Source organism: Vibrio navarrensis (genome assembly GCF_015767675.1).
Lineage (GTDB): Bacteria > Pseudomonadota > Gammaproteobacteria > Enterobacterales > Vibrionaceae > Vibrio.
Map to the genome: position 1 here is coordinate 836875 of NZ_CP065218.1, position 24495 is coordinate 861369.

Genomic DNA, 24495 nt, shown 5'->3' on the forward strand with positions numbered 1-24495 from the left:
CTCCTTCACAGCGTAATTGTAGTTGAGAAATGGATTTTTTAACCAATAGCTCAAAAGTATTAGTTAAGTGTGGTGGTATGTGAGACTCAATGGATTGTTGCTGTGTTAGATATTTGTCATTGCGGCCATCGGCTTTCTTGGGTTTAAAGCAAGAGAATGTAATGTGTTACGGGGGTTGTCGGCAAAAAATTGACTATCAATAGGTGACAAAATGTATAGCAAAAAGAAACATTAAGAATGTTGTTTAATAGCGAAATAATCTAAAAAGCCAATGGTCTCAAAATCAGAGAGGCTGGTTTTGCCAGCCTCTGCCTTGTGTTAATCAACGAGGCTGCTTTTGGGCGCTTCTTGGGGCTGATAGTGTAATATCGCCATCGATACTGGAGAGAGCAGTAACTCACCCTCTGCGTGACCAGGGGAGATGTTACGTACGTTGGTATCGCAGATCAGCGTCCAGGTTTGTTTACTGTCATTAGGCAGGGTAAAACGTGCTGGGGCGCTGGTTTGGTTGATGAGATAGACCATTTCCGCGCCATCTTTGCCAATTCCAATATGCAGTGCCACCGCACTCAAACGATTCCAATCTTCGTGCTCCATCGGTGAGCCATCCACTCTACGCCAAAAAATGCGGTTGAGGTTACGGTTGGCCCCACTGAACGCGCGAATAAACGGCACCATATAGGTCTGTCGATTCGCCACCATCTGCGAAAGCCAGTGTTTAAAATCTCGCTTACGCTCTGATGATTGCCAATTGAGCCAACTGGTTTCGTTGTCCTGACAATAGGCGTTATTGTTGCCTTTTTGCGTGTGAGACAACACATCGGCGGTTAAAACATGCGGAATGCCAAAGGCGAATAGCAGGCTCGCCATAAAGTTACGCTTTTGCTTTTCACGCGTGGCGATCACCATCAAGTTCTCAGTGGGGCCTTCTACGCCATAGTTTTCAGAGCGGTTGTCACCGTGCCCATCGCGGTTTTGTTCGCCGTTGTCTTCATTGTGCTTATGTTTGTAAGACACCAGATCTTGCATGGTGAAACCGTCGTGATACGTGATGTAATTCACAGTGAGTTTGTATGGCCAGTTTGCCGCGCTGTAGATATCACGAGAACCCATCAGGCGAGTGGCAAACTCTTTGAGATAGCCTTGATCGCCACGCCAAAAGCTGCGAGTGATGTCGCGCAGCTTGTCGTTGCACTCGTTCCAGCCAAATGGGAAATTGCCGACTTGGTAGCCATTTGGCCCGATATCCCAAGGTTCGGCGATCAATTTGGTCTCTTTTAAAATGGGATCCTGCGCGACCGCTTTGAAAAATGCCGCTTCCGGGTTGTAGTCATCCCCTTGACGGCCCAGCGTGGCTGCGAGATCAAAACGAAATCCGTCGACTTTGAACTCACTTACCCAGTAGCGCAAGGTATCCATAATCAAGTTGAGCGCAGGTTGATAGGTGAGATCCACCGTGTTACCGCACCCGGTAAAATTGGCAAAATGGCTGCCATGTTTAAAGTAAAAGCGTGAATCGAGCGCTTTTAGGTTAAACACGGTTGGGCCAGCGCCGCCTTCTGCGGTGTGGTTATAGACCACATCTAAAATCACTTGAATACCGTGGCGATGCAGTTCCCGAATTGCGGTTTTAAGCTCAAGCACCGCATCTTTGTCGGCGTAGCGCGGGTCAGGCACCATAAACAAATAAGGGTTGTAGCCCCAATAGTTCACTTTGCCCATATCGAGCAAATGCGGCTCGTGCATGCAGGCGGCAATGGGCAAGAGCTGTAAGGTGTTGATGTTTTGCTCTTTGTAAAACGCCAGCATGGGCTTACTCACTAAGCCCAAATACCGACCCTGTTCGCTCACCGCAACATCAGGGTGAAGTTTACTCACTCCCTTTACATGCGTTTCAAACAGAATCATCTCTTCACGTGCAATACGAGGGTGATCGGTATCTTGCCAATCGAAATCATCCTGATAGACCACGCACTTGGGCATGGCGAAGCTTTTTTCTGCGCTGTAAGGGGTCTTGTAATGCAGTGGCCCATCTAAGGCTTTGGCATAGGGATCGGAAAGGAGCAATGGCCCTTCTTCGCTGTCCACTAGGTAGCCATATTTTTGCCCAGCTTTAATGCCCGGAACAAAAGTGTAGCGAATGCCCGCGTACTCATTCTCTAGCTCATAGGTTTTGAATTGTTTTTTTTCATCAAACAGAGCTAAACGAATCGACGGACAGTCCGGTGCATGTATGGCAAAGTTGCACCCCGTTTCGTGTAACGTAGCGCCCAGAGGGTATGGGCGTGAGAGCGATGCTGTCATGGTTATTTTTCTTGGGTCTTTATCCATATTCGGAACTATTAGTAAAAAACTTTGTCACAAAGAGGTCAAGCGCCCCTCAGGGATTAATATAAATGTAATAAAATTACTTTCTACCTACCATTGTTGGCAAAAATATGAATTGCGCCTCACTTTGTAGCGCGACGATCTCTAGCAAAGTTACTAACTCCACCCTAATTCAGTGATCCTGCTCTATTAAACATCGTTCGGTAAAATCTATCCTCCTTTCTCATCCCCCCCATTTTTTTTTGGGGCGGAGGACGCCATTCTGTTCCTCCTCTCTTAGCATAGTCTGTGTTGAAACAACTGGGGACCTTGTCCCATCTTACCTCTCTTTCTTTAGGTGATTTCTACTGCCTACTTCATCTTGAGAGCGAGCGGGGAGACAGAACGATAAATACCCTTAATGGAGTTAAGAATGAAAAAAGTAAGTTTGATCGCTGCCGCAGTGGCTTCTACTTTAGCAGCAGGTACTGCCTTTGCTGCTGGTACTGACGTTACAACCGATGGATGGGAAGTTCACGGTTATATGTCTTCGAACTACCGTCTAATTGATGGTAACACTAATGCTACTACCTTTAACAAAGGTGACTACCATGTTGCTGGTTCTTCTGCGACCAGTGAAAGTACAAACCAAGTTGAATTTGTTGTTAAGAAACATACAGAGTACGAAAGCGGTGTGTGGGCAAATTACAACGTTCGTGCTGAGTATGGTAATGGTAACTCTTACGCTTACTCTTCTTCAGGTAACCAAAAGAACAACACAAATTCTCAGTTCGAAGTGAAAGAAGCATTCGTTGAACTGGGCGCACTTCCTTATCTCGGTGAAGATTCTGTCGTTTGGGCTGGTCAACGTTTCCTAAACCGTAGTGCAGGTATTCTGTCGGGCGAATTCTGGAAACAGTCTTCAGGTGTTGGCGCAGGTTTTGAAACAAAACTGGCTGGCCATAAATTTGGTGTTGCTGCTGTGTCTGCAGACCCGAAAAATACTGTTAATGATTCAAGCTTAGAGCGCAAAACCCGTACTTCTCTTGATGTTTACTTCTACGGTTTGGATGTTGGCATTGGTAGCCTAGATCTTGACGCGAAATTCATGAAACAAGACAAAAACAATGCGAGTGCAGCGGATGAAGCTGAGAATGGCGTTGGTTTTTCTGTCACTCTGAACTCAAGCTACTATGGTTTAGATGGTTGGACACAAACGGGTATCGCTTACGGTAAAGGTATGGCAACAAACCGTGGTGTCAACTTCGGTGAATGGAACGATACCTTTAAAGAAGACGATAACTCACTGTTCATTACCTCTTACGGTGTGTTGAATATTTCAGACACTGTTCAATTAGGTACTGAATTCACTCATTGGGAAATGATGGAAATCGGCGCATGGGGTCTTGGCGATGGTGGTTCTCGCACTATGTTTGCAGCGCGTCCTTCTTTCAAGATCAACGACAACTTCCGTTTCGAAGTAACAGCTTCTTACGCAGTAGAGAAAGCTGAACAGTGGCATAAACAAGACGGTTCTTGGATGTTTGTTGAAGCAGCGCCAATCTTTACTGTTAATGCGGACTACTTCGGTCGCCCACAAATCAAGCCTTACATTGCTTACATGAAAGCGCTTGAAGATGGTGTTGGTAACAAAGGTATCAACGGCGAACAAGACGAAACCGTTGTTGGCGTTCACGCTGAAATTTGGTTCTAAACCATTTAGTATTAAAGGCAGCCCACGGGCTGCCTTTTTGACTTTGTATCCTACAACCTATAGTGAGAAATAAAATGAAAAACAAACACTCTTTGTTAGCGGTCGTACTGGGTGCCTTGCTTGCCGGTTGTGCATCGGATGCCAAGGTGCAAACAGAGCTTACTCCTCCGACTAATGCCGAAGTCTGTTGCACCGATTTTGCTCAGTTTCCTTATGCTCAGCTTAACGATAACGAAGATCTCAAGTTTGATGTCGATCTTGCCTCACCGGTGGGCACTTTTGCGGCGGGCAATAGCCACTTTGCGGCATTTCGCTTTAGCGAGCGCAGCGGCGATGTTGTGGTGACGGTCTCCAGTCTGATGATTGATGACTCGGTGTTTGCGCCAGAAGTGCTGCTGCTGGATAAACAGTTTCAAGTGGTTGAGACCTTAAAACTGCAAGATTTCCAGATTTTGCCGTCCGATGCTTTCACCCGCACACGTTATATTGAAAAATTCACCACCAACGCAGAGCAAACCCCGTACTTTGTGATTTACACTCCTGCCGATCAATTGGGCAAACAAGTAACGGTTGACCATCCTGCGAAAATACGCGCCAAAGAATTTGGTGAAGTGATGCCGATGGTCACCGATCCGGTTTATACCTATCGTTTAGGCGGACGTATTGAGTTGCAGGTTGAGACGCGTAAATTGCGTCCATTCCGCGTGGCAGAAGCCGTGCAATCGGTACAAACGCCAGTCGTAGAAAAAACCATTAAAGCGCAGCCTGAATCGCAAACATTCTATTTATCAGCGATTGAGAATGCCGTAGCCGCAGGCGACATTCCTAAAGCGCTGAGCCTATTAGATGAAGCCAAAGCGCTCAATATTTCCGGCGCGCAAGAGACGTTTGTCCGCGCGGTCAATCAGATGAAATAAATCCCTTCGTTTTTAGACGCTCCTTGTGAGCGTCTTATTTTTAAGGAGCTTGTCATGGCATTTGATCCTGAACGTTTACAGATTCTGGATGCTTTTCACATGCCGCAGTTGGCGCGCGAGCGAGCCATTCGTCTCTATCTGCCACGTGACTATCACACCACTTTGCGCCGCTACCCAGTGATTTACATGCAGGATGGACAGAATGTGTTTGACGATGCCACTGCCAGTTATGGACGCAGTTGGCGGGTTGGGGAGACGTTAGATGCGCTGCATGAGCAATCCGGACAGGGCGCGATTGTGGTCGCCATCGATTATGGAGAGGGGTTACGTCGCTTTAACGAATACTCGCCGTGGCAAATGGATGCGCAGTTTGCGTTGCCCGGGCGCGATAAACAGGGGCTGCACGCTTCTGGTGGCGAAGGCGAAGCGTACGTGCGTTTTCTCACAGAGACGCTCAAACCATACATCGACCAGCATTATCGGACGTTGAGCGACCGCCAGCACACTGTGATTGCGGGCAGTTCGATGGGCGGCTACATCAGCTTGTATGCGGGAATGACGCGCCCAGAGCTGTTTGGCATTTTAGGCGTTTTTTCGCCGGCGTTCTGGTTTAATCGCCAAGCGATGTTTGATTTGGTCGAGCGCACCACGCTTGCTTACCCGATGCGTATTTATATGGATATGGGCAGCGACGAAACCAGCGATCACGCCCGCAGTGACTTTGCCCAAGTCTATCTGCAAGGCTCGCGCGATATGCACGCGCTGCTGCAAAACAAAGCCAACCTTGAGGTGGAGTACATCGAAGGGAATGGTCATCAGCACAATGAGCTCGCTTGGTCACTGCGCTTTCCACACTTTGCACGTTGGGCTTTGCCAGCCGAAAAGGCTTGAGCTTGAACACCAATCAATAAAAAGCCACCCATAACAAGCCACCAATAAAAAGCACTGGGGTCGCCAGTGCTTTTTTCTCGGTTGTGAACTATTCTGCTGCGTTTAATCCTGTGCGATGTTGAGCTTCTCCGTCATGCGTTTTTGCAGCAAGTAGTCACTTTGTGTCAGCGCTGGATGCTCGCTTTGCCAGTCCGGTTGAGCAAAGCGGAGCCCATCGAGCAATGGATAGTGCACCGCCGCACTCTCCATGCAGTGCACATCGCTCGGGGAGCAAATGACCTCGCCATGGCGGATAGTCACCAGCAGCTCGCTTTGCAGCGTCCCCGTTATTTGCAGATGTTTGTCGCTCGCCTCCAGCTCCAATAGCAAGGTTATTGATGGCTCGTCGCGTTCGGCTTTTACACTGTAAATAGTGCCATCCTCGTTGCTTGTCATCTCAAACCACAGCGCATTATCTTGGCCAAAGGGCAGGCGCGCTTTGACCTGCTGCCAAGCGCTTGGCAGGGCAGGACGCAAAATAATACGCTGCTCGGCGAGGCGCGGCGTAAAGCCGAGATAATCTTGCTGCGCGTTGCGCGCATACTCAGAGACCGACCACGCTTGCGCGTAAGTGCCTGTCATCACCAAGGCGTTTTCATCTGCTTGATACGCGTCGAGGTTTTCACTCATGGTGCCACGGTGCCCTTGGGTTAAGATCTGTTGAGCGAGATTTTTACTCAGCTGATAGGCAAAGTCTTGCTGTTTAAATTGGCACAGAGCACTGACGGTAAATCCGGCATTCCAGCCCCAAATGGTGCCGTTGTGGTAAGCCGCGTCTTTATGATATTCGCCGCGATTGTCGTGGTAAGGGTGGAAATCGAGGTGATCTTGCGTCAAAGAGCAAATGCCCCACGGAAAGAGCAACTGTTCAACGCTGTTTTTGACCACGTGCAGCGCAATGTTGGCAGAAAGCAGATTGCGTTTGAGCGGAATGGTCAAAGTGAGCAACTGATTTGGCCGAGTGCTTTCATCGGCAATATCCTGCGCTCGCAGGCAATCGGCCAAGCGCTGGCTCTCTGGGTTCCAAAATTTCGCGACAAAGCTCTGCGCCACTTGCTGGCTGAGTTTCTCGCAATGCGCGGCAAAGGCCGAATCTTGCAGCCAATGGGCTAACTGCTCGGCAATCTGCAAGCTCTCAAACCACAATGCCTGAATATCGTTGGCTTTCGGTCCACGTGGCGACCACGGGATCTGGCCATTGATTTTGGCGTCCATCCACGTATCCGGATCGCGGTGCGACATCAAACCATCGTCGCTTAAATAGTGCTTTTCTACCCCTTGGATAAACCGCTGCACCACAGGATAGATCTGCTCGGCAAATGTCATGTCACCGCTGTAGTGGATGTATTCCATCACTTCGCGAATCATCCACGGCGTACCATCGGTGGTGTTGTAAATGATGTTGGTTTTACTGGTGACGCGGTTGGGGATGCGGCCATGATTGACGTCATCCAGATCCACCTTCTGCATGGCGGCAAAGTTATTGATGATCTCACGCGCTTCGTCAAACGCACCGTTTATTAGTGACGTGCCGGAAAGGGCAATAAAGGTATCGCGACCCCAGCAATCTTTGAACCACGGTAAACCCGCCCAGATACCAGCGCCAAACTCATGGCTGACAAACGTGCGGCTGGCGAGCCTCGCCCACATCACCGCGCAGTTGTATTGCACATCGTCACACCACAGGTAATTGTCGGTCAGGAACTGATAAATCTGCTGTTGATGCTGCTTTTCGGCGTGCTGCTTGGCGGCCAGTTTGGCCTTGTGCAGCGCCTCTGCTGAGTCATGTTCAAAGCAGAGATAAACACTCAGTTGAGCGCATGCTCGAACCGTACTAAGCATCAGTTTGCAATTTTGCCCGTTGAGACGCACTGCTGTATCGAGCGCAGGATACGCATCAAAGCTGACCTCTTTGGCGCTAATCGCTTGATTGGCGCTGATGGCGATAAAGCGTGGCGCGCCTTCTGGGCACAGCTCAGGTTTCACCGCAATCAACACCATGTCGTCAATTGTTTCAATCGTGCAGTCGTTGAGGCCGAGATTGAGCTCCGGCAGCAGTGACAGCACCGCCTCGTTTTGGCTTTCGACGCTGAGTGTCACCAAGCGTTGCCCTGCCGCCAGCGATAGGCGATCTCGGCTATGGCTGGCAAACTGGTGTTCAATGCCGTAAGGGAGTAAACGTGCGCTGCTCGCTTGGGTTTTATCCAGTAATTTGCCATCGACAAAAGCGGCAAAGCCGCCTAAGTACCAACCTTGATGATGTCGATAACGGCCTGCGCCAACAAAGCAGTGGCTGCGCCCTTCGTAGTAGCCATCGATGTTATCGCCAAACACAAACGCAAAGGAGCCCGTCTCTTCAATGGCGAGGGTATCGAACAGCTCGTTGGCCGAGAGAGCACCTTGACGTGTCTCGATCGCTGGCAGCGGATCGCATTCGGCTTTGAGCTCGCTATCAAGCAGCGCGCGCTGGGCGAGCGCTTGTTGGTTGCTTGCGCCAGAGGTGATGGTCAGCGTGGGAGCGGGGCCGGATAAGTCCAGCGTCAAGGTAAAACGGCCAGTTTGGCTGGGAGTAAAGGCGAGATCGTTGCCGATGCCTTGGGTGCGGATCAGCGTTTGTGGCTGATCGAGATTAAGCGCTACCGCTTGGGTTGGGTGCGCGGCCAGCGTCCATTGCGCGCTGCCATCCATATCGGCAATTTTGCATTGATGGCGGTCGGCGGAAAACACCACGCTGACTTGCAGCTGTGAGTCAGAAATAGGCACAAAGGGGGTATCAAGTCCCCAACCGTTAAAGGTGCCTTTTAAATATAAAGTGGGCATAGGCATCATTTTCTTCCCAAAAACGAAAAAAGGCACAGCGAACTGTGCCAAGGATACGATGAAATCGTTATTTAGTGATCTGTTTGGCTGCGGTATCCAGCGCTTGTTTAACGCTCTGTTTGCCTTGCATGGCGTTATCAATCGCAGCGCCTTCTGCAAACCAGTAAGCGGTCATTTGCGGAATGTTCGGCATAATTTCGCCATTTTCCGCGTTGATCATGGTGGATCGGATGCGATCGTCGCTCTCTAGCACTTTCTGGAATGACTTTAACGTCACCGCGCCAAGCGGTTTGTCATCGTTCATGGTTTTCAGCGCATCATCTTTAAACAGATAGTTTTCTAAAAACTCCACCGCGAGATCGGTATTTGGACTGGCCGAGTTGATGCCCGCGCTGAGAACGCCAACAAACGGATTGCCTTTACCGCCGTTTAAGGTAGGCAAAACAGCCACGCCGTAGTTGACGTTCATTTTGTCCAAGTTGCCCCACGACCAAGGGCCGTTGATGGTCATTGCCGCTTCGCCTTTAGTAAAAGCGGCTTCTGAAACGGAGTAATCCATGTCTGGGTTGAGTACGCCTTGGTTAACCATGTCGACGAGGAACTGCAGGCCTGCGACGCCGGCTGGGTTATTCACACCAGTGCTCTTGGCGTTGTAGCCGCCGTCGATTTTCTCAAAGGCAAACGCGCCGCCAGATGAGACCACCGGCCAAGTAAAGTAGGCGTTTTTGATGTCCCACATGATCGCTTGCTTGCCTTGCTTTTGCATCTGCTTTTGAATCGCAGGCAGCTCTTCCCACGTTTTAGGCGGGTTTGGCAGTAAGTCTTTGTTGTAAATCAGCGAAGGCGCTTCAATCGCCAATGGGTAACCGACAATTTTGCCGTTGACGGTCACGGCGTCCCAACTGAAATCGACCAGTTTTTCTTTGAACTCTTTGCTGGGTTTCACTTCGTAAAGCAGGCCCGCTTCAGCGTAGCCACCAAAACGATCGTGCGCCCAGAAGATAATGTCTGGGCCGCCGCCAGTGGCCGCGTGCTGTTGGAATTTGGCTTCCAGCGATTCAGGGTGCTGGACGATCACTTTTACGCCGGTATCTTGCTCAAATTGTTTGCCAATTTGCGCCAGACCTTCATAGCTTTTGTCGCCGTTGATCCAGATGGTGATTTCGCCCTCTTGCATCGCCATGACTGGCGTGGCAATCAAGGTTGCAAGCGTACAGACAGAAAGGGTTTTGATGACTCGTTTCATTGTTATTATTCCGTTTAATATGTTCTGAGTGGAATATTAACCTCTCTTTTTTATCGGGAGAAATAGCTAAGCGATGCAGTGATATAGGAAAAATCGATATCACACTCTATTGCGACGCTTCTAAACCGTGTTATCAAGTCAACGGGCTTGTCACCTTAATACGAATTTGTGAACAAGCCCAAAAACTAAATATTGCCTCGCCAATCTTGGTGGAATTTGGCTATGTCGCGTGCCGTTTATTGCTGCAACACCCAAGCGCTGGCCGCAAAGGGCGGCAGTTCAATCCAGACGTCCCCTTGCCCTTGCTGTACTTGCAACTGAATGTCGGCTTGCTCGCCAACCGCGTCGCTGAGTGTATAGCTTCCGTCGCTCAGGCCGAACTGGCTGAGCAACTTTTCAGGCAGCGTCACGTGGCATGTATTACTCAGTTCAGCAGAGAAATTACTCGCCGCTAAGACCAGCGTTTGCTGATCAAAACGAGCAAACAGATGGCAATGCTGGCCGAGTGCTCTTTGGTTGAGCGGATAGAGATCCATATACTCGCCACACAGCGCAGGGCAATCGAGGCTGAAGTTGAGTAAGCGGGCGTAAAAGGCGCGCAGCGCTTTTTGTTTGTCGCTTAACAGGCCACCGTCAAACAGGCCGTTGTTCATCCATTTCTGATGTTCCGGCACGCCGATGTAGTCAAAAATCGAGGTACGACTTGGCAGGCCAAAGCCCGCGTTTTCATTGCCCGCTTCGCCGACCTCTTGGCCGAAATAGATCATGCTGGGAGAACTGCTCAGCAGCGCCGAAACCAACATGGCCGGGCGACCATAATCGGCATCGTCAGCAAATTCGGCGTGGGCCAGCCTCTGCTCGTCATGATTGTCGAGAAAATGCAGCATATTGTGCTCAATATCCATCATCTCGGCTTGAATTTCACCGATAATCGCCGTGGGTGCTTTGCCCTGAATCACCGCTTTTAGCCCGTCGTACAAATCCACTTTATCGTACAAGTAATCCATTTTGCCCAAGTGAATATAATCGCGATAGAGATGAGGTTGGTAAACTTCCGCCATCAGAAACGCATCGCGGTTGCGCATCTTGATGTGTGAGTTGAGATAGCTCCAAAACTCGACAGGGACCATTTCCGCCATGTCGTAACGGAAACCATCGACGCCAAAATCGAGCCAAAACAGCGCGATATCGCGAAACTTGCGCCAAGAGTTCGGCACCTCTTGCTGCTGCCAAAAGGCAAAGTGTTCCTCAAACGAACGCTGCGCGTAATCGGCTGGCAGTTCGGCGAAATCTTTGCTGCCATCGGGGCGTACGCCGTAGTTCACTTTTACCGTTTCGTACCAGTCATCAAAGTTGGGTTTGGCAAGTCGTGAGCCATTGCCGGTCCATTTAGCGGGAAATTCCTGATACGGCTTTGCCAACTGCGGGTGCGCTTCGCCGCCAAGGGGGGAAAACGGCGTTGGAATATCCGGCAGTTGAAACGCATGGCCTGGAATATAGTAAAAGTTGTTGTCGCGGTGATATTCGACCAAGGTATCGTCATCAGCACCAAAGTCGCGCACTCCTTCAGGGTTGTTTAATCCATGATACTTTCGTGCGACATGATTCGGCACGATATCGATGATAACGCGCATGCCGTGGCGATGAGTGCGCTCAATCAGCGCGGCGAATTCCGCCATGCGTTCGGCCGGATTGTCGGCCAGATCTGGGTTGACCGAATAGTAATCTTTGACCGCATAGGGAGAGCCCGCCCGCCCTTTGACCACCGCCGGGTGATCGTTGTCGATGCCGTAGGCTTGGTAGTCGCGCACCAAAGCGTGATGCGGAACACCTGTGTACCAAATATGGCTAATACCCAGTTGTTTGATCGCCGCAAGCGCGTCGTCATTGAAGTCACTGAACTTGCCGACGCCGTTCTCTTCTAACGTTCCCCAGGGCTGATTTCGCGCACATTGGTTGCCAAAAAGGCGAGTAAAAACTTGATAAACTGAATATTTTTGTTTTTTCATTGTTTATTCACTTGCAGATGTAGGGTTGGTCAGCGGCTAATTTAGCGAATATGAAATGCATTGAACTCATCCTATGTGGGGGCGTAGAGCGAGGGAGCAAGTGACTGGAGAAAGCGACGTCCGTTTGGCTATCCTCGTAGAATAGCTCAAGAATTTGCGATAAAAGCCGTTAAACTTAACACTAGGCGTGGTTTAATTGGGCTTAGGATGAGCCAATGATAAAAGAAATGACACTATGAGTATGATGGCGGTTGCAATTGGTGCTACCAGCCTTTCATTGCTGTTGGTTTTTGTCTGGATGTTTTCGCTGTCATTAAGGAAGCAGCGTCTAGAACAGGAAAGGAAAGCAAAAGAGGCGGCGTATCGCAGGGCGATTGAAAAAGCGCGAGAACAGGAACGACAAGAACGCCTTTTTAAGGCGGAGAGTGGACACATTCCAACCATTTTGTTTTTAGCCAAGGAAGCAGAACGCACCAACTTAAAAGAGGCGTTCTATTGGTACAACAAAGGCGCACGTTTGGATAACATCAATTGCATGTATGGCATTGTACGCATCAGTGAACGCATGCGCGAAGATATGGTGATCAAGGAGCAAGCTAACTTCTGGCGATTGGTGATTGCTGGCGCGGAGGGCAACCTTGGAGCCAAGTTTGAGGCGGGGAAAGCGTTAGTTAATGGCCGCGGGGTGGAAAAAAACATTCCCAAAGGCTATGGCTTAGTTGAAGAGGCGGCGACGGAAGGCAGCTTAGATGCCATGCTGTTTATGGGCGATTGGAGCCAGTCTTATCAAAACCCAGACAAATCAAGTGATAGTGCGTTTGAGTGGTATCGCAAAGCGGCGGATTTGGGCAGCGTCGATGGGCAAATTCAGCTTGGCTTAAGCTACTTAAGTGGTTTGGGTACCAGTAAAGATCACACCAAAGGGACTTACTGGTTGGAGCGCGCGGCAGAAAAAGGCAGTGCGGAAGCGATGTTTCATGCTGGTGAGGCGTGGCGCGATTACGGTAAAACGGGCAATGCGCTGGCCTACGTGTGGCTGTTTCTGGCGTCGCATTTTGGTTATGAAAAAGCAAGGGCGATGCGCGATCAAGTGGCGACCAAAATCGGCGTAGATATTGTGGTCGGATTGCAATCGGTGGCCAAGCCGCTGATGAAGAAACTGGAAGCGGGCAAAGTCGGCAAACATTCGATTATCAAGGCGCTGAACAAGGTCTACAAACGCCCTGCGTACTTCCCACCGTTGGAAAAACCGCTAGACGCAGACACTCAGTTACTTAGCGATGACGCTGCGTTTGAAGAAACCTTGCTGGCGGATACGGTAGAAATTGAACAAGAGCCCGTTTCGCCAAGCGCCAACTCAGAAAAGCCTTCGCTTGATTTCTCGCAATCCTTTGTTACGCCGAAGAAGTAGCAAGCAGAGTGAACAGACTGCTCAGCAAAACGCCCGCCAAATTGGCGGGCGTTTTTAATCGCCGGTTGGTTTCGTTTGCGGCAACAGACGTTGGCTAGTTAGGCAATTACCGCAGTGACAAGGCCAATTAAGCCACCAAACACGCCGCCCCAAACCACCAGCCAGCCTAAATGTTGTTTGATCATCTTTTGCACCATCTCTTTGACCATTTTCGGCGTCAGCTCGTTGAGACGCTGATCGATGATGTTTTCAATATTGGCTTGGATCTCTTCCATCATGGCAGGCGCTTCCAACTCTTCTTTTAACGCCTGCTTAATGCTATCGCTCTGGCTAAGCTCAACCATGGCCGCTTGCATTTTTTCTACGAAGGGTTGTTTGAGTGGCACCAAGGCTTCTGTTCCACCAAACATCGCCAGCATGCCGCCAAACTGCGATTGGGCGATCACATCGACCAAAGAATCAAACGTTGGATTGAAATCCACTTTGGCAATAATCGGCTCAAGATTGAGGCTCTTGCCACCCGCCATCTCTTTGTTGAGGAACTTGTCGATGTTTTCGCGGGTGAAAAATTGTTCCATCATCAGGGTTTTGATCGCCGCTTTGAACTCTTCAAAACGCGCTGGAATGACCCCTGAACCATAAAGCCCCGGCACTTTTTCAAACAGCATATGAATCGCTAGCCAGTTAGTGATCGCCCCTGAAAAAGCAAACAGGCCAGCATAAAGAAGGTAATCGTTACTTAGCGCGTAACCCGCAGCTAAAGCGCCAAGCGACAGCAAATTAGTGATTAAGCTTTTGTTCATTAGTACAAAATCTGATTTGAGTTGAGTCATCGGTGCGGCGATTTTAATCACATTTTGTGATCTAAGCCACCCTCGCATGGAGGTTTAATCGCACGTTTTTCGCTAAAAAAAGCCCCGAATGAACGGGGCTTAGGTCAACAAACGGACATTTTTCACGACTGGATTTAGGCGATATTGCTGCTTTCTTCAGGGCAATCGTCGGCGAGGAACCCGCCAGTTTGATGGGCCCAAAGCTGCGCGTAGATGCCTTTGTTATCCAACAGTTCTTGATGCGTTCCTTGCTCGACGATGTTGCCTTTATCGAGCACGATCAGCCGATCCATCTGCGCGATAGTCGAGAGGCGGTGGGCAATCGCGATCACCGTTTTGCCTTGCATCAGCTCGTTCAAGCTTTCTTGGATAGCCGCTTCCACCTCGGAATCGAGCGCAGAAGTCGCTTCATCGAGTACCAGCAGCGGTGCGTCTTTGAGCAATACGCGAGATATGGCAACGCGTTGGCGCTGACCGCCAGAGAGTTTCACACCGCGTTCGCCCACTTGTGCATCGTAGCCGACATTGCCAAACGGATCGGTCAGCGTTTCGATAAATTCATGGGCATGCGCTTGCTTGGTGGCGCGCAGCAGCTCTTCTTCGCTGGCGTCGGGGTTGCCGTAAAGAATGTTGTCGCGGATCGAGCGGTGCAGCAGCGACGTGTCTTGCGTCACCATGCCTATCTGCGCGCGCAGCGAATCTTGCGTGACCTCGGAGATGGTTTGCCCATCGATCTTGATCTTGCCGCTTTCCACGTCATGAAAGCGCAGCAACAGGTTAACCAATGTCGATTTGCCAGCGCCAGAGCGGCCCACCAAGCCGATTTTCTCTCCTGGCTTGATGCTCAGATTGAGATGGTTGATCACCCCTTTGTTCTCGCCGTAGTGAAAGCTGACATCTTCAAATTCAATGCCGCCTTGCGTTACCGTGAGCTCAGTGGCTTGCGGTTTATCTTGGATGGCAATCGGCTTTGCCAGCGTTTTCATTCCGTCAACCACGGTGCCCATGTTTTCAAACAGCGCGCCGACTTCCCACATGATCCACATCGACATGCCGTTGATACGCAGTGCCAAACTGACGGCAATCGCAATCGCGCCGACACTGATTGCGCCGCCCAGCCACAAATAGATAGAGAGCGACGCAATGGAAAACACCAGCACATAGTTGGTGACTTGCACGGCGATGTTAAAGCCCGTGACCAGGCGCATTTGTCGATAGACAGTGCCTAGAAACTCGCGCATACCGTTTTCGGCGTACTGCGTTTCCCGCTTGCTGTGCGAGAACAGCTTCACGGTTTGAATGTTGGTGTAGCTATCGACAATACGCCCGGTCATGGTGGAGCGCGCATCCGCTTGTTCAGAGGCGACACTTTTCAGTTTTGGCACAAAGTAGAGCTGAATAGCAATGTAAATCAGCAGCCAAAACAGCATCGGTACCATGAGTCGCCAGTCCGCCGCCGCCAGCATCACGATGATGCTGGTGAAGTAAACCGAAACATAGACGAACACATCCATGGTTTTCATCACCGATTCACGCACTGCCAGCGATGTTTGCATCACTTTGGTAGCGACGCGGCCGGCAAAATCATCCTGATAAAAGTTCAGGCTCTGATTGAGCAGATAACGGTGCGCTAACCAGCGAATGGACATCGGGTAGTTGCCGAGTAGGGTTTGATGCACCACCAGCGAATAAACTACGACGAGCGTGGGCATCACCACCAACAGCACCAAGCCGTAGTAAATCAGCTCGCTTTGGTTTTGCTCGATAAAGGTACGAGGGTCGCTATTGCTCAGCCAATCCACCAGTTGGCCCATCGCGCCAAACAGGGAGACTTCGACCATGGCGACAATGGTTGACAACAGTGACATCAAAATCAGCGGTTTCTCAAAGCCACGGGTGTAGTAGCGGCAAAATGCCAGTAATCCCTCTGGAGGCTGCTCCGGCTGTCCGGCCGGAAACGGATTGGTAAAGCTTTCAAATCGTTTAAACATAAGGCGTCCTAAAGTAATGCACCCACACGGACGGAAAGTGCGGGTAAAACGAGACAGAGTGGTTTGGAAGGGCAAAAAGTAGTCTAACGGATTGATGAGGCAAATGTAACTAGTTGGTTATGGCTTTAAGACAATGGTTCGGCACAGGCGACACTCTGGAGACGGAATAGTGTGTTTATCGGCGATGTGTCGATAAATATTTCTGTTATATCCCACTTCTAGAGTAACTCTTGCTAAAGAAGGCGTGTGCTATGCTTAAAATCAGTAAAAGCATGGTTAACATTAATTTTACAATCTGCCTAATCTAGTGATAAGGAATGGACCGATGTTGTTACCGAATGAGACAAATTTATCGAAACAGAGCGTGCGACAAAACGCCAACTGCGTGGTGATGGTGCCGCCGAAAGAGTTTCGTTTTAATGAAGAGACCGCTCGCGACAACGAATTTCAGAACCAAATCTCCCTCGGCCAAGAGGCGGTGCGACAAAAAACCATGGCGGAGTTTAAAGCGATGGTGAGTAAATTGCGTCAGGAAGGGGTGCAAGTGGTGGAGTTTGATTACCCCGAGTCATCCGTCGCAACGCCGGACGCCGTTTTCCCGAATAACTGGTTTAGTACTACCGAAGAGGGCGCTTTTTTCACTTTTCCGATGGCGTGTGAAAACAGACGGGAAGAGGTTCGCCCGCAAGCGTTGATTGACGCGCTTATCGCCGCAGGGCGAGAAGTGACCCACCAAGATTCACTGACCCAATACACCCACGATCAGGCATTTTTGGAAAGCACGGGCGTGATGGTGATCGATCATTGCAACAAAACCATCTACGCTGCCTTGTCACAGCGTTGTGATCGCTTGGTGCTTGAAGAGTATGCCAAACGTATCGGCTACTCGCGCGTGATCTCATTTCAAACCCGCTTACCGTCGGGCAAGCCGATTTATCACACCAATGTGATGATGGCGATTGGCGAGAAATTTTGTGTGATTTGTGATGAGGTGATCCCTGAATTTGAACGCCGCTTCGTGCTCAAAGCGTTGGCGAAAGATAAGCAAGTGATCTCGATTTCGCTTGAGCAGATGAACCGTTTTTGCGGCAACATTTTACAGTTGGAAACGGTCAACGGCAGCAAGGTGATCGCCATGTCGCAATCCGCTTATGATGCGTTTTCAGAAGCGCAGCGCAACCAACTGGCCACGCACGGAAAACTGCTTCCCTTCGATGTGAAGACCATCGAAGAGATTGGCGGCGGTTCGGTGCGCTGTATGCTTGGTGAAGTATTTTTGCCAACGCGCAAAAGCGTGCTGTAACGGACCGCTTTATTCTTCGTTCAAACACGTTCGCCTTAAAATGAAAAAGACCAACCCAGAGTTGGTCTTTTTCATTTAAAAGTGGCGAGAATTTTGAGATCAATCGAGTAAAGCCGCAATCGGTGTGCGGTATTGCTTAAACTAACAGGGGGTTAAAAGGGGCGAGTAAATCCTTAGCCAGCGGTATTCGCCCGTGGTAAAGTTCGCCTTTATACCCTTTCTGTTTTCGTCTAGGTACGTTGCTATGCCATTTTCCTCTCTTTCTTTAAGCCCTGAACTGATTCAGGCTTTGCCGAAAAACATCGTGAAACCGAGCGACATTCAAACGCTGGTGATCCCAGAGATGTTGGCTGGCAAAGACGTGCTGGCGCTGGCGAATACGGGCAGTGGTAAAACGTTCGCTTATGGTTTGCCTTTGCTGGAAAAGCTCAAAGCTGATACTCAGCAGCAGGCTCTAGTGTTAGTGCCTACGCGCGAGTTGGCGCAGCAAGTCACAGAAGCACTTAGCCCAATTGGTCGAGCGCTCGGTTTGCACACCGTGTGTCTGTCCGGCGGAGTCGATAAAGAGTTGCAACTGCAAGCGCTGGCACAAAGGCCGAATCTATTGCTGGCGACCACAGGGCGTTTGCAGGATCTGATCAAAAGCGGGTTAGAGCTGAGCGAAGTTGGCTACTTAGTGCTGGACGAAGCGGATCGGCTGCTCGATATGGGCTTTTGGCCCGAGGTGCAGAAGATTGCCGAGCAAACCGCCCATGCACGGCAAACCGCGATGTTCTCGGCAACGTTTTCGGATGAGCTAAAGCACAAAGTCGCGCAGCTGATGCCAGACCCTGTTCAACTGGCGGCTCACGCGCAAAACAGTACTAATCAAGATGTGGCGGAAACGCTCTATCTCGTCAATAAAGGCAGTAAAACCAAAGCCTTTATTGAGCTTGTACAGCAAAAGCAATGGCCACAGGTGTTGGTGTTTATTGGTGCGAAAGAGAATGCCGATGGCTTATGTAAAAAGCTCAATAAAGCGGGCGTCGCTGCCAGTGTCCTGCATGGGGATAAAAGCCAAAGCGAGCGAGAGGCGGCGCTTGCGCAGTTCAAAAGTGGCCAAAGCCAAGTGCTGATTGCGACGGACGTTTTAGCGCGCGGTGTGCACATTGAACAGTTACCAGTGGTGATCAACTTTGACCTGCCTATGCACGCCGAAACCTATGTACACCGAGTCGGTCGCACTGCGCGAGCCGGACAACAAGGTCTTGCTCTTTCGCTGGTGTGCCACGGTGAAATGGAAACGCTCAATGCCATTCGCCACCTCACGCAACGTGAATTGCCGGTGCAAAACTTAGAAGGTTTCACGGTTACGGATCAGCCCTCAACGGGCGAGAGTAAGCGCGCTCCGCGCGACAAAAAAGCCAATCGCCGCACGCAAAATAAAAACAGCATCAAACAGTTCCAAAGTAAACCGACCCAGCCGAACCCGCGCGTAAGATAATCACCTTGGCGAACGCTTAAATCCATCGCGCAGTCGCAACTCTAGAAATAGAGTTTATCCTGCCAGTTGTACTCACAAGAGCGTTATTGGTTGGTATGGGTGCTGTGACATTTAACCCTTGCCGATGAACAGCAGCGGTAAGTTGGACCGCCGAGCGATAAGCGAACAGTGAACAACCAAGGAGTAGTGCTTTGCCAAGCCACGATGCATGCATTATTTGTGCTATTAATAGTAATAGCGATAACTTACAACACTATCGGGTTGCCGAGCAAAATGGGTTGAAAGCCGTGCTCGATATCTTCCCGATAGCCGAAGGTCATGTGCTGATTCTGAGCCGCAGTCACGTCTCTCATCTTGAGCAACTCTCTGCTGAAGAACATGCAGAGCTGTTTCAATTTACGCCTTCAAACAAGGCCGATTCTGCTTGCTATGCGTTCTGTCATTCGTGAATTGCTAACGTTCGATTTTCTGAAAACGATCTCGTTCAGAAGCTGTTGGTGGGGGAGAGTAAGGTGTAATTGCCCAAAAGTTTGTCAGAACAATTTGTTAGAACAATAAAAAAAGGCTGATTGATAACTCAGCCTCTTAAAACCCATAGTGTGAGCTTGTTCTTTCTAGTTTGTACAACGATGTTTATATTCAAAGCAAACACCAATCATTGGTTTGGTTTTCATAATTTGATTTTTCTTTTTTAAGTTTGAACCAAATTTTCTTTCTGCCATTATTCTTCAAAAAACATCTCCAAAACCACACCTCTTTGACCGCTTGATATTCTTTTAAGCAGGTTGTTTACTGAACTTTTATTAAGTAAATCTTTCTTGATTTTAAATTTTTTATTATAAGAATTATTCATGGAATCGATATTTTTATTAGACATACTATGCCCCTTATTTATTAAATAGTTAAGGTGCACTGAACATGTGTTATTTTATGATAGAGAATGAAGGGCGATTGCAGAGAAACTTGTTAAGGATGACGCTGGAAAAACTGGCTTTATACTTTTTATCTGAAACAACTCTAGGTCAGAGCTACTACTTCCTTATCACTTTATTAGGCATGATAAGGAAGCCAAAGTTTGTAAGACTACTAAATTGTCGTTACATTTTCTGCCTGAAGACCTTTAGGTCCTTTACCCACGGTAAAAGAAACCTTGTCACCTTCAACAAGTTTTTTAAACCCATCACCAACGATGTTTCGGAAGTGAACAAACAGATCATCACCATTATTCTGAGAAATGAAACCGAAACCTTTAGTTTCATTAAACCACTTTACTGTACCAATTACTTGATTAGACATATTATGCCCCTTATAAAAAATTAAAATTAAGGTGCACTGAACATAAGCATTATTTTTTTGATAGAGAATTAAGGGAGATACAGAGAAAAACTTGCTAAGGATAACGCTGGAAAACTTACTTTATTTTTTTATCTTGAAACAACTCTTTGTCAGAGCAAAATCGACTATACAGGTTTAAAAAATTAAAGATAGCTTTATTTTTATTTTATTTATCCTAAGGATGAAAATCGCAAAACCTGTGTACGCGATGTGATTCGACTTAGTCACATGATAATCAAACAAAAACTGAGGAGATAGATTCATTTAAGGTGGTTATTTATACCTAGCAAGCTTCTGTCCCAAAAGACGCTAAAGCCACGCCCACTATCGGTGTGTAGGTGTGGCTTTTCTCTCTGTGCCTTTGCAACTGGTCGGCGAAAGCGGCCCGATAGTTCTCTTGGACAGAATGTCGGCGAGCCTCGTTTTGAAAAATCCAACTTCACACGCTTCTTTGCCTCGATGGCGGAAACGACCGATCTGATTTATCTCTATTTATCTCTCTGAAAGTAAAAGCCACTACCATCACGAAGATTAGACAAAGCGCGCTGAGAAAATTTGCTCAGCTTTCACTCTCATCGCGGTAACAGCAAAGCCGCACCGTTATCCCTATCAGAATCTCTTAGTGAAGGTGAATCGCGCCCTTTCTATTTCTCTTAACGTCTTTCAACTGCAACACTAAACATCACAAATCGTGATGCTCGTTGCACCACCTGCGCTAATTGGGGCTATGTTTAATCTATCTACTCAATCATCAACGAGGATATGTTCATGGGCTTATCTATCGTACAGCGGATTATCGCTGGATTCGTGTTGATGCTCCTGTTGTTGATCTTATTGGGCGTCATCAGTACGTTTAAAATTCAAGGCATTAATGATGGTTTGTCTCAAGTTACCGATAAGGCGACGCCTTTAGTGGTATCGGTGGCTGGGCTTAAAGAAGCGTTACAAGAGAGTAACCGTTGGGTGCTTGAGTTTCGCACCAGCGAAGATGCGAACGAATTACCGCAACTTTCGAGTCGCTTTCAAGACCAGCAAGCTCGTTTCCGGCAACTGAGCCAAGAAATGAACAAACTTGCCTCAGAGGAAAGCCAAACCCAGTTTCAACAGGTGCTCAAAGCGACCGATCAATTCTACGCGCAAGCGGACCAAGTGTTGACGAAACATGGTGAATGGGTCAATACCTTGTTGCAGCGCCGAGAGCTGGAAATCGCCTTTATTCGTTTAGAAGACACCTATCAATGGGCGGCGGATTTGCTGTTACAACAGAGTGCTAGCCAACGCTCAATGCGCAATAAAGCGGAGCTGATTACCTCGGGGATTGCTCGCGATTTGAAAAACATCCGTCGCGCCGATGCCAAAACCGACCTCAATGAGCTGGAAAAAGTGCTAAGTAAAGATATCGAAATGGCGCGAAAACGGCTCGAACGGGTGCTGGTGGCGGACGATGTCAAGGCGCGCTACGTGGCGAATCTGAATCGCTTGCAAGAGTTGGCGCTTGGACAGCAAGGTTTGCTGGCAACCATGCGCAGAGCGCAGCAGCTTGAAAACGATCTCGTGAGCCAAAACCAACAGGTTGATGCGAGCTTAGCCAATAGCCTTTCAAAGCTAGATGAAATGGCGCAATCGGCGGGCAGAATCGCAGAGCAAAGCCGCGTGCTCGCGGATGCGGCGGTAAGCAGTGCCAATTTCTGGATCATGGCGGTGTCTGCCATTTCTGCGGCGGTGGCACTGGTTATTGGCTACACCACCGCGCTCAGCATTCAAAGACCATTGCAGAAAATCAACAGCGAGTTGGCCTACATGGCCAAAGGCGATATGACGCGCCGAATCAATTATCAGACCCGCTGTGAGTTTGGCGAGCTGTCCCGTTCTATCGACATTTTGGCCGACAAAACCGGTGAATTGCTGTCGCAAATTAACGCCGGATCGCGCCACTTGGTGGAAGAAGCGAGCCGTTCGGCTGAAATAAGTGAACGGGCGATGGCGCGCGTGCAAGAACAAAAGAGCCAGACCGATCAGGTCGCGGCCGCCATTACTGAGCTTGAAGTGAGTGCTACCGAGGTTGCACGTTCGACCGATGGCGCGAAAGATGAGGTGGATCGTGCCGATGCCGAAGCGAAGAATGGCCGCCAGAAAGTCGCGACCACACGGCGCATTACCGAGCAACTTGCAACCGATATGGAGTCTGCGGTCGGCATTACCCACAAACTGGGCGAGTTTAGTAACAACATTGGCAGTATCTTGGATGTGATTCGCGGTATCGCCGAGCAAACCAATTTATTGGCATTGAACGCCGCGATTGAGGCCGCTCGCGCGGGCGATGCCGGACGCGGTTTTGCGGTGGTGGCTGATGAAGTGCGTGCGCTGGCAACTCGCACGCAAACCTCAACCGAAGAGATCCAAAATATGATCGAGAATTTGCAGCAATCCAGCAAAGAAGTGGTGGAAGTGATGGGCCGCAGCCAAGAGCAAACGCGGACCTGCGTGGAGCAAACGCGAGAAATGGACAGCGCATTGCAGTCAATTGCGGATCGCATGAGTGCGATTAAAGAGATGGCCGACCAAGTAGCGCACGCGGCGCAAGAGCAGATTTTGGTTAGCCAGAGCGTCGCCCACCACGTGACGGGCATCTCGGAAGTGGCGCATGAAACCGAACGGGAAGCGAGAGAATCGGCTACCAGCAGTGAAGTGTTGGCCGATCTAGCGGCGAAACAGCAACAACTCATTGCACATTTCAAGGTTTAGGAGGGCTTATGACCAACAAGTGGATTGGAGCGTTGAGTCTCCTGTTTTGTAGCCAACTGATGGCCAGTGAACTGGTGATCGAAAGCTGGCGTGGTGATGATAAAGCGTTGTGGGAGCAAAAAATCATCCCAGCCTTTGAAGCTGTTCATCCTGGAATCAAGGTGAAGTTTCATCCGGTGCAGAACGTCAACTACATGCCGACCTTGTGGCAAAACCTCAAGGCAGGTAAAGCGGGGGACTTAATCACCTGTCGTCCGTTTGATGACTCATTAGCGCTGTTTAAAGCGGGGCATCTTGCCGAGTTGACCGAAATGGCGGGGATGGAAAACTTCCCCAGTTTTGCGCAAGCACCATGGCAAACCGACTCGGGGGCGCAGACCTTCTGCGTGCCGATGGCATCGGTGATTCATGGTTTCTTTTACAACAAAACCATCTTTAACCAGCTGGGTTTGAGTGTGCCACAAACACGCGATCAGTTCTTTGCTGTGCTGGATAAAGTGAAAGCCGATGGCCGTTATGTGCCGTTATCCATGAGCGGTTCGGAAAGCTGGGTTTCCTCTGAGCTCGGCTTTCAAAATATCGGCCCCAACTACTGGAAGGGAGAAGATGGCCGCTTGGCGCTGATTAATGGTCAGGAACGTTTGGACGATCCGCAATACGTTGAAGTATTTGAAGAGCTTGCCCGTTGGCGCAAATATCTTGGTTCGGGGGGCGAAAGTCGCGATTATGGCACCAGTAACGAGCTGTTCACCTCAGGAAAAGCGGCGTTTTATGTCGTGGGATCGTGGGAAATTGCCCCTTTCACTGGCAAGGTGGATTTTGGCGTAATGCGTCCACCGGTGGCAAAAGCGGGCGAAGGCTGCTTTTTTACTGACCATACCGACATCGGCATGGGGATGAATCCGGCGAGCAAAAATCCGCAAGCGGCGAAAGCGTTCTTGCAATGGCTGACCACGCCTCAGTTTGCTGAGCTTTATACCAACTCGCTTCCCGGTTTCTTCTCGCTTTCAAACCATTTCTTTGACGTGACCAACCCCGCTGCAAGGGAGATGATGGAGTGGCGCGATCAGTGTGACTCCACGATTCGGGTGGCGACGCAAATTCTCTCGCGCGGCAAGCCCAAATTGGGCGATGAACTGGCCGAGGTAAGCCAAGCGGTGTTACTCGGCAAAATGGCACCGAAAGCGGCGGCCGAACGTTTGGAAATGGGGCTGCAAGCGTGGTACGCGCCACATCAAAACATGCCAGAGAAAGAGACAAGTTGTCAGTGTGTCGAGGCAGCAACCATGCCAATATCGAATAGCAATGAGGTGATGTTATCAGCCACCGTCACGGAAGGCTTTGCCGCAGAAGAGAGTGAGCAGATATCAGAATAACGGTGAAGATAGGCTCGGGTTGTTTTGCACTTGCGAAGCGAGATGCTCAGGCGTATCAAAAATTAAAGCGGCCTT

General features: G+C 49.5%; 17 protein-coding genes. 9 read left to right on the forward strand and 8 right to left on the reverse strand.

Annotated elements, in window-relative coordinates; translation table 11 throughout:
• Window positions 1-318: 318 nt before the first annotated feature.
• A complete protein-coding gene (gene glgX / locus I3X05_RS20380; protein WP_171816748.1) occupies window positions 319-2304 on the reverse strand; it encodes a glycogen debranching protein GlgX in 1986 nt (661 codons plus the stop codon).
• A gap of 436 nt (window positions 2305-2740) precedes the next feature.
• Here glgX and I3X05_RS20385 point away from each other — a divergent pair, with 436 nt between their 5' ends.
• The 3 genes from I3X05_RS20385 (at window position 2741) to I3X05_RS20395 (ending at window position 5829) form a co-directional block, all read left to right on the forward strand.
• The gene (locus I3X05_RS20385; RefSeq protein WP_171816747.1) at window positions 2741-4021 is read left to right on the forward strand and encodes a carbohydrate porin; all 1281 of its coding nucleotides are present in this window, start codon (window positions 2741-2743) and stop codon (window positions 4019-4021) included.
• A gap of 74 nt (window positions 4022-4095) precedes the next feature.
• Window positions 4096-4938, forward strand: a complete 843-nt coding sequence (locus tag I3X05_RS20390; protein WP_337971219.1) for a MalM family protein — start codon at window positions 4096-4098, stop codon at window positions 4936-4938.
• 54 nt (window positions 4939-4992) lie between these two features.
• Window positions 4993-5829, forward strand: a complete 837-nt coding sequence (locus tag I3X05_RS20395) for an alpha/beta hydrolase (RefSeq protein WP_337971220.1) — start codon at window positions 4993-4995, stop codon at window positions 5827-5829.
• A gap of 102 nt (window positions 5830-5931) precedes the next feature.
• Here the strand turns inward: I3X05_RS20395 and I3X05_RS20400 are convergent, their stop codons facing one another.
• From I3X05_RS20400 to I3X05_RS20410, 3 genes are all read right to left on the reverse strand, one after another.
• Window positions 5932-8697: an amylo-alpha-1,6-glucosidase gene (locus I3X05_RS20400; RefSeq protein WP_337971221.1), complete on the reverse strand. Its 2766-nt coding sequence runs from the start codon at window positions 8695-8697 to the stop codon at window positions 5932-5934.
• A 58-nt stretch (window positions 8698-8755) separates the two neighbouring features.
• A complete protein-coding gene (gene malE, locus I3X05_RS20405) occupies window positions 8756-9934 on the reverse strand; it encodes a maltose/maltodextrin ABC transporter substrate-binding protein MalE (RefSeq protein WP_337971222.1) in 1179 nt (392 codons plus the stop codon).
• A 236-nt stretch (window positions 9935-10170) separates the two neighbouring features.
• On the reverse strand, window positions 10171-11943 hold the full coding sequence (locus tag I3X05_RS20410) for an alpha-amylase family protein (protein WP_337971223.1): 1773 nt from the start codon (window positions 11941-11943) through the stop codon (window positions 10171-10173).
• Between the two features lie 235 nt (window positions 11944-12178).
• On the opposite strand from I3X05_RS20410, the gene I3X05_RS20415 reads away from it, so the two are divergent.
• Window positions 12179-13354: a tetratricopeptide repeat protein gene (locus I3X05_RS20415; RefSeq protein WP_045571368.1), complete on the forward strand. Its 1176-nt coding sequence runs from the start codon at window positions 12179-12181 to the stop codon at window positions 13352-13354.
• A 98-nt stretch (window positions 13355-13452) separates the two neighbouring features.
• Here I3X05_RS20415 and I3X05_RS20420 read toward each other — a convergent pair whose 3' ends face one another.
• Both I3X05_RS20420 and I3X05_RS20425 read right to left on the reverse strand, forming a co-directional pair.
• Entirely contained in the window at window positions 13453-14157 is a 705-nt protein-coding gene (locus I3X05_RS20420) for a DUF445 domain-containing protein (RefSeq protein WP_045571437.1), read from the reverse strand.
• 164 nt (window positions 14158-14321) lie between these two features.
• Window positions 14322-16178 (reverse strand): ABC transporter ATP-binding protein, encoded by a 1857-nt coding sequence (locus I3X05_RS20425; protein WP_045571367.1) that lies wholly within the window; start codon window positions 16176-16178, stop codon window positions 14322-14324.
• Between the two features lie 325 nt (window positions 16179-16503).
• Between I3X05_RS20425 and I3X05_RS20430 the strand changes: the two genes are divergently transcribed.
• The 3 genes from I3X05_RS20430 to I3X05_RS20440 all read left to right on the forward strand — a co-directional run bounded on the left by I3X05_RS20430 (window position 16504) and on the right by I3X05_RS20440 (window position 19413).
• Window positions 16504-17481 carry an arginine deiminase-related protein gene (locus tag I3X05_RS20430; protein WP_045571366.1) on the forward strand — a complete coding sequence of 326 codons (978 nt, stop codon included), beginning with the start codon at window positions 16504-16506 and terminating at the stop codon, window positions 17479-17481.
• Window positions 17482-17725: 244 nt separating this feature from the next.
• Window positions 17726-18964: a DEAD/DEAH box helicase gene (locus I3X05_RS20435; RefSeq protein WP_045571365.1), complete on the forward strand. Its 1239-nt coding sequence runs from the start codon at window positions 17726-17728 to the stop codon at window positions 18962-18964.
• Between the two features lie 191 nt (window positions 18965-19155).
• Complete coding sequence (locus I3X05_RS20440; protein WP_052702572.1) at window positions 19156-19413, forward strand: HIT family protein; 258 nt, start codon at window positions 19156-19158, stop codon at window positions 19411-19413.
• A gap of 272 nt (window positions 19414-19685) precedes the next feature.
• Here I3X05_RS20440 and I3X05_RS20445 read toward each other — a convergent pair whose 3' ends face one another.
• Both I3X05_RS20445 and I3X05_RS20450 read right to left on the reverse strand, forming a co-directional pair.
• On the reverse strand, window positions 19686-19841 hold the full coding sequence (locus I3X05_RS20445; RefSeq protein WP_171816745.1) for a hypothetical protein: 156 nt from the start codon (window positions 19839-19841) through the stop codon (window positions 19686-19688).
• Window positions 19842-20050: 209 nt separating this feature from the next.
• On the reverse strand, window positions 20051-20260 hold the full coding sequence (locus I3X05_RS20450; protein WP_045571364.1) for a cold-shock protein: 210 nt from the start codon (window positions 20258-20260) through the stop codon (window positions 20051-20053).
• Between the two features lie 807 nt (window positions 20261-21067).
• Between I3X05_RS20450 and I3X05_RS20455 the strand changes: the two genes are divergently transcribed.
• Complete coding sequence (locus I3X05_RS20455) at window positions 21068-23044, forward strand: methyl-accepting chemotaxis protein (RefSeq protein ID WP_045571363.1); 1977 nt, start codon at window positions 21068-21070, stop codon at window positions 23042-23044.
• A gap of 8 nt (window positions 23045-23052) precedes the next feature.
• Entirely contained in the window at window positions 23053-24420 is a 1368-nt protein-coding gene (locus I3X05_RS20460) for an ABC transporter substrate-binding protein (protein ID WP_045571362.1), read from the forward strand.
• Window positions 24421-24495 lie beyond the last annotated feature (75 nt).

Coding starts and splice junctions, on each gene's coding strand:
- glgX (WP_171816748.1), bottom strand. CDS start 2,304: ATGACAGCATCGCTCTCACGCCCATACCCTCTGGGCGCTACGTTACAC.
- I3X05_RS20385 (WP_171816747.1), top strand. CDS start 2,741: ATGAAAAAAGTAAGTTTGATCGCTGCCGCAGTGGCTTCTACTTTAGCA.
- I3X05_RS20390 (WP_337971219.1), top strand. CDS start 4,096: ATGAAAAACAAACACTCTTTGTTAGCGGTCGTACTGGGTGCCTTGCTT.
- I3X05_RS20395 (WP_337971220.1), top strand. CDS start 4,993: ATGGCATTTGATCCTGAACGTTTACAGATTCTGGATGCTTTTCACATG.
- I3X05_RS20400 (WP_337971221.1), bottom strand. CDS start 8,697: ATGATGCCTATGCCCACTTTATATTTAAAAGGCACCTTTAACGGTTGG.
- malE (WP_337971222.1), bottom strand. CDS start 9,934: ATGAAACGAGTCATCAAAACCCTTTCTGTCTGTACGCTTGCAACCTTG.
- I3X05_RS20410 (WP_337971223.1), bottom strand. CDS start 11,943: ATGAAAAAACAAAAATATTCAGTTTATCAAGTTTTTACTCGCCTTTTT.
- I3X05_RS20415 (WP_045571368.1), top strand. CDS start 12,179: ATGAGTATGATGGCGGTTGCAATTGGTGCTACCAGCCTTTCATTGCTG.
- I3X05_RS20420 (WP_045571437.1), bottom strand. CDS start 14,157: ATGAACAAAAGCTTAATCACTAATTTGCTGTCGCTTGGCGCTTTAGCT.
- I3X05_RS20425 (WP_045571367.1), bottom strand. CDS start 16,178: ATGTTTAAACGATTTGAAAGCTTTACCAATCCGTTTCCGGCCGGACAG.
- I3X05_RS20430 (WP_045571366.1), top strand. CDS start 16,504: ATGTTGTTACCGAATGAGACAAATTTATCGAAACAGAGCGTGCGACAA.
- I3X05_RS20435 (WP_045571365.1), top strand. CDS start 17,726: ATGCCATTTTCCTCTCTTTCTTTAAGCCCTGAACTGATTCAGGCTTTG.
- I3X05_RS20445 (WP_171816745.1), bottom strand. CDS start 19,841: ATGTCTAATAAAAATATCGATTCCATGAATAATTCTTATAATAAAAAA.
- I3X05_RS20450 (WP_045571364.1), bottom strand. CDS start 20,260: ATGTCTAATCAAGTAATTGGTACAGTAAAGTGGTTTAATGAAACTAAA.
- I3X05_RS20455 (WP_045571363.1), top strand. CDS start 21,068: ATGGGCTTATCTATCGTACAGCGGATTATCGCTGGATTCGTGTTGATG.
- I3X05_RS20460 (WP_045571362.1), top strand. CDS start 23,053: ATGACCAACAAGTGGATTGGAGCGTTGAGTCTCCTGTTTTGTAGCCAA.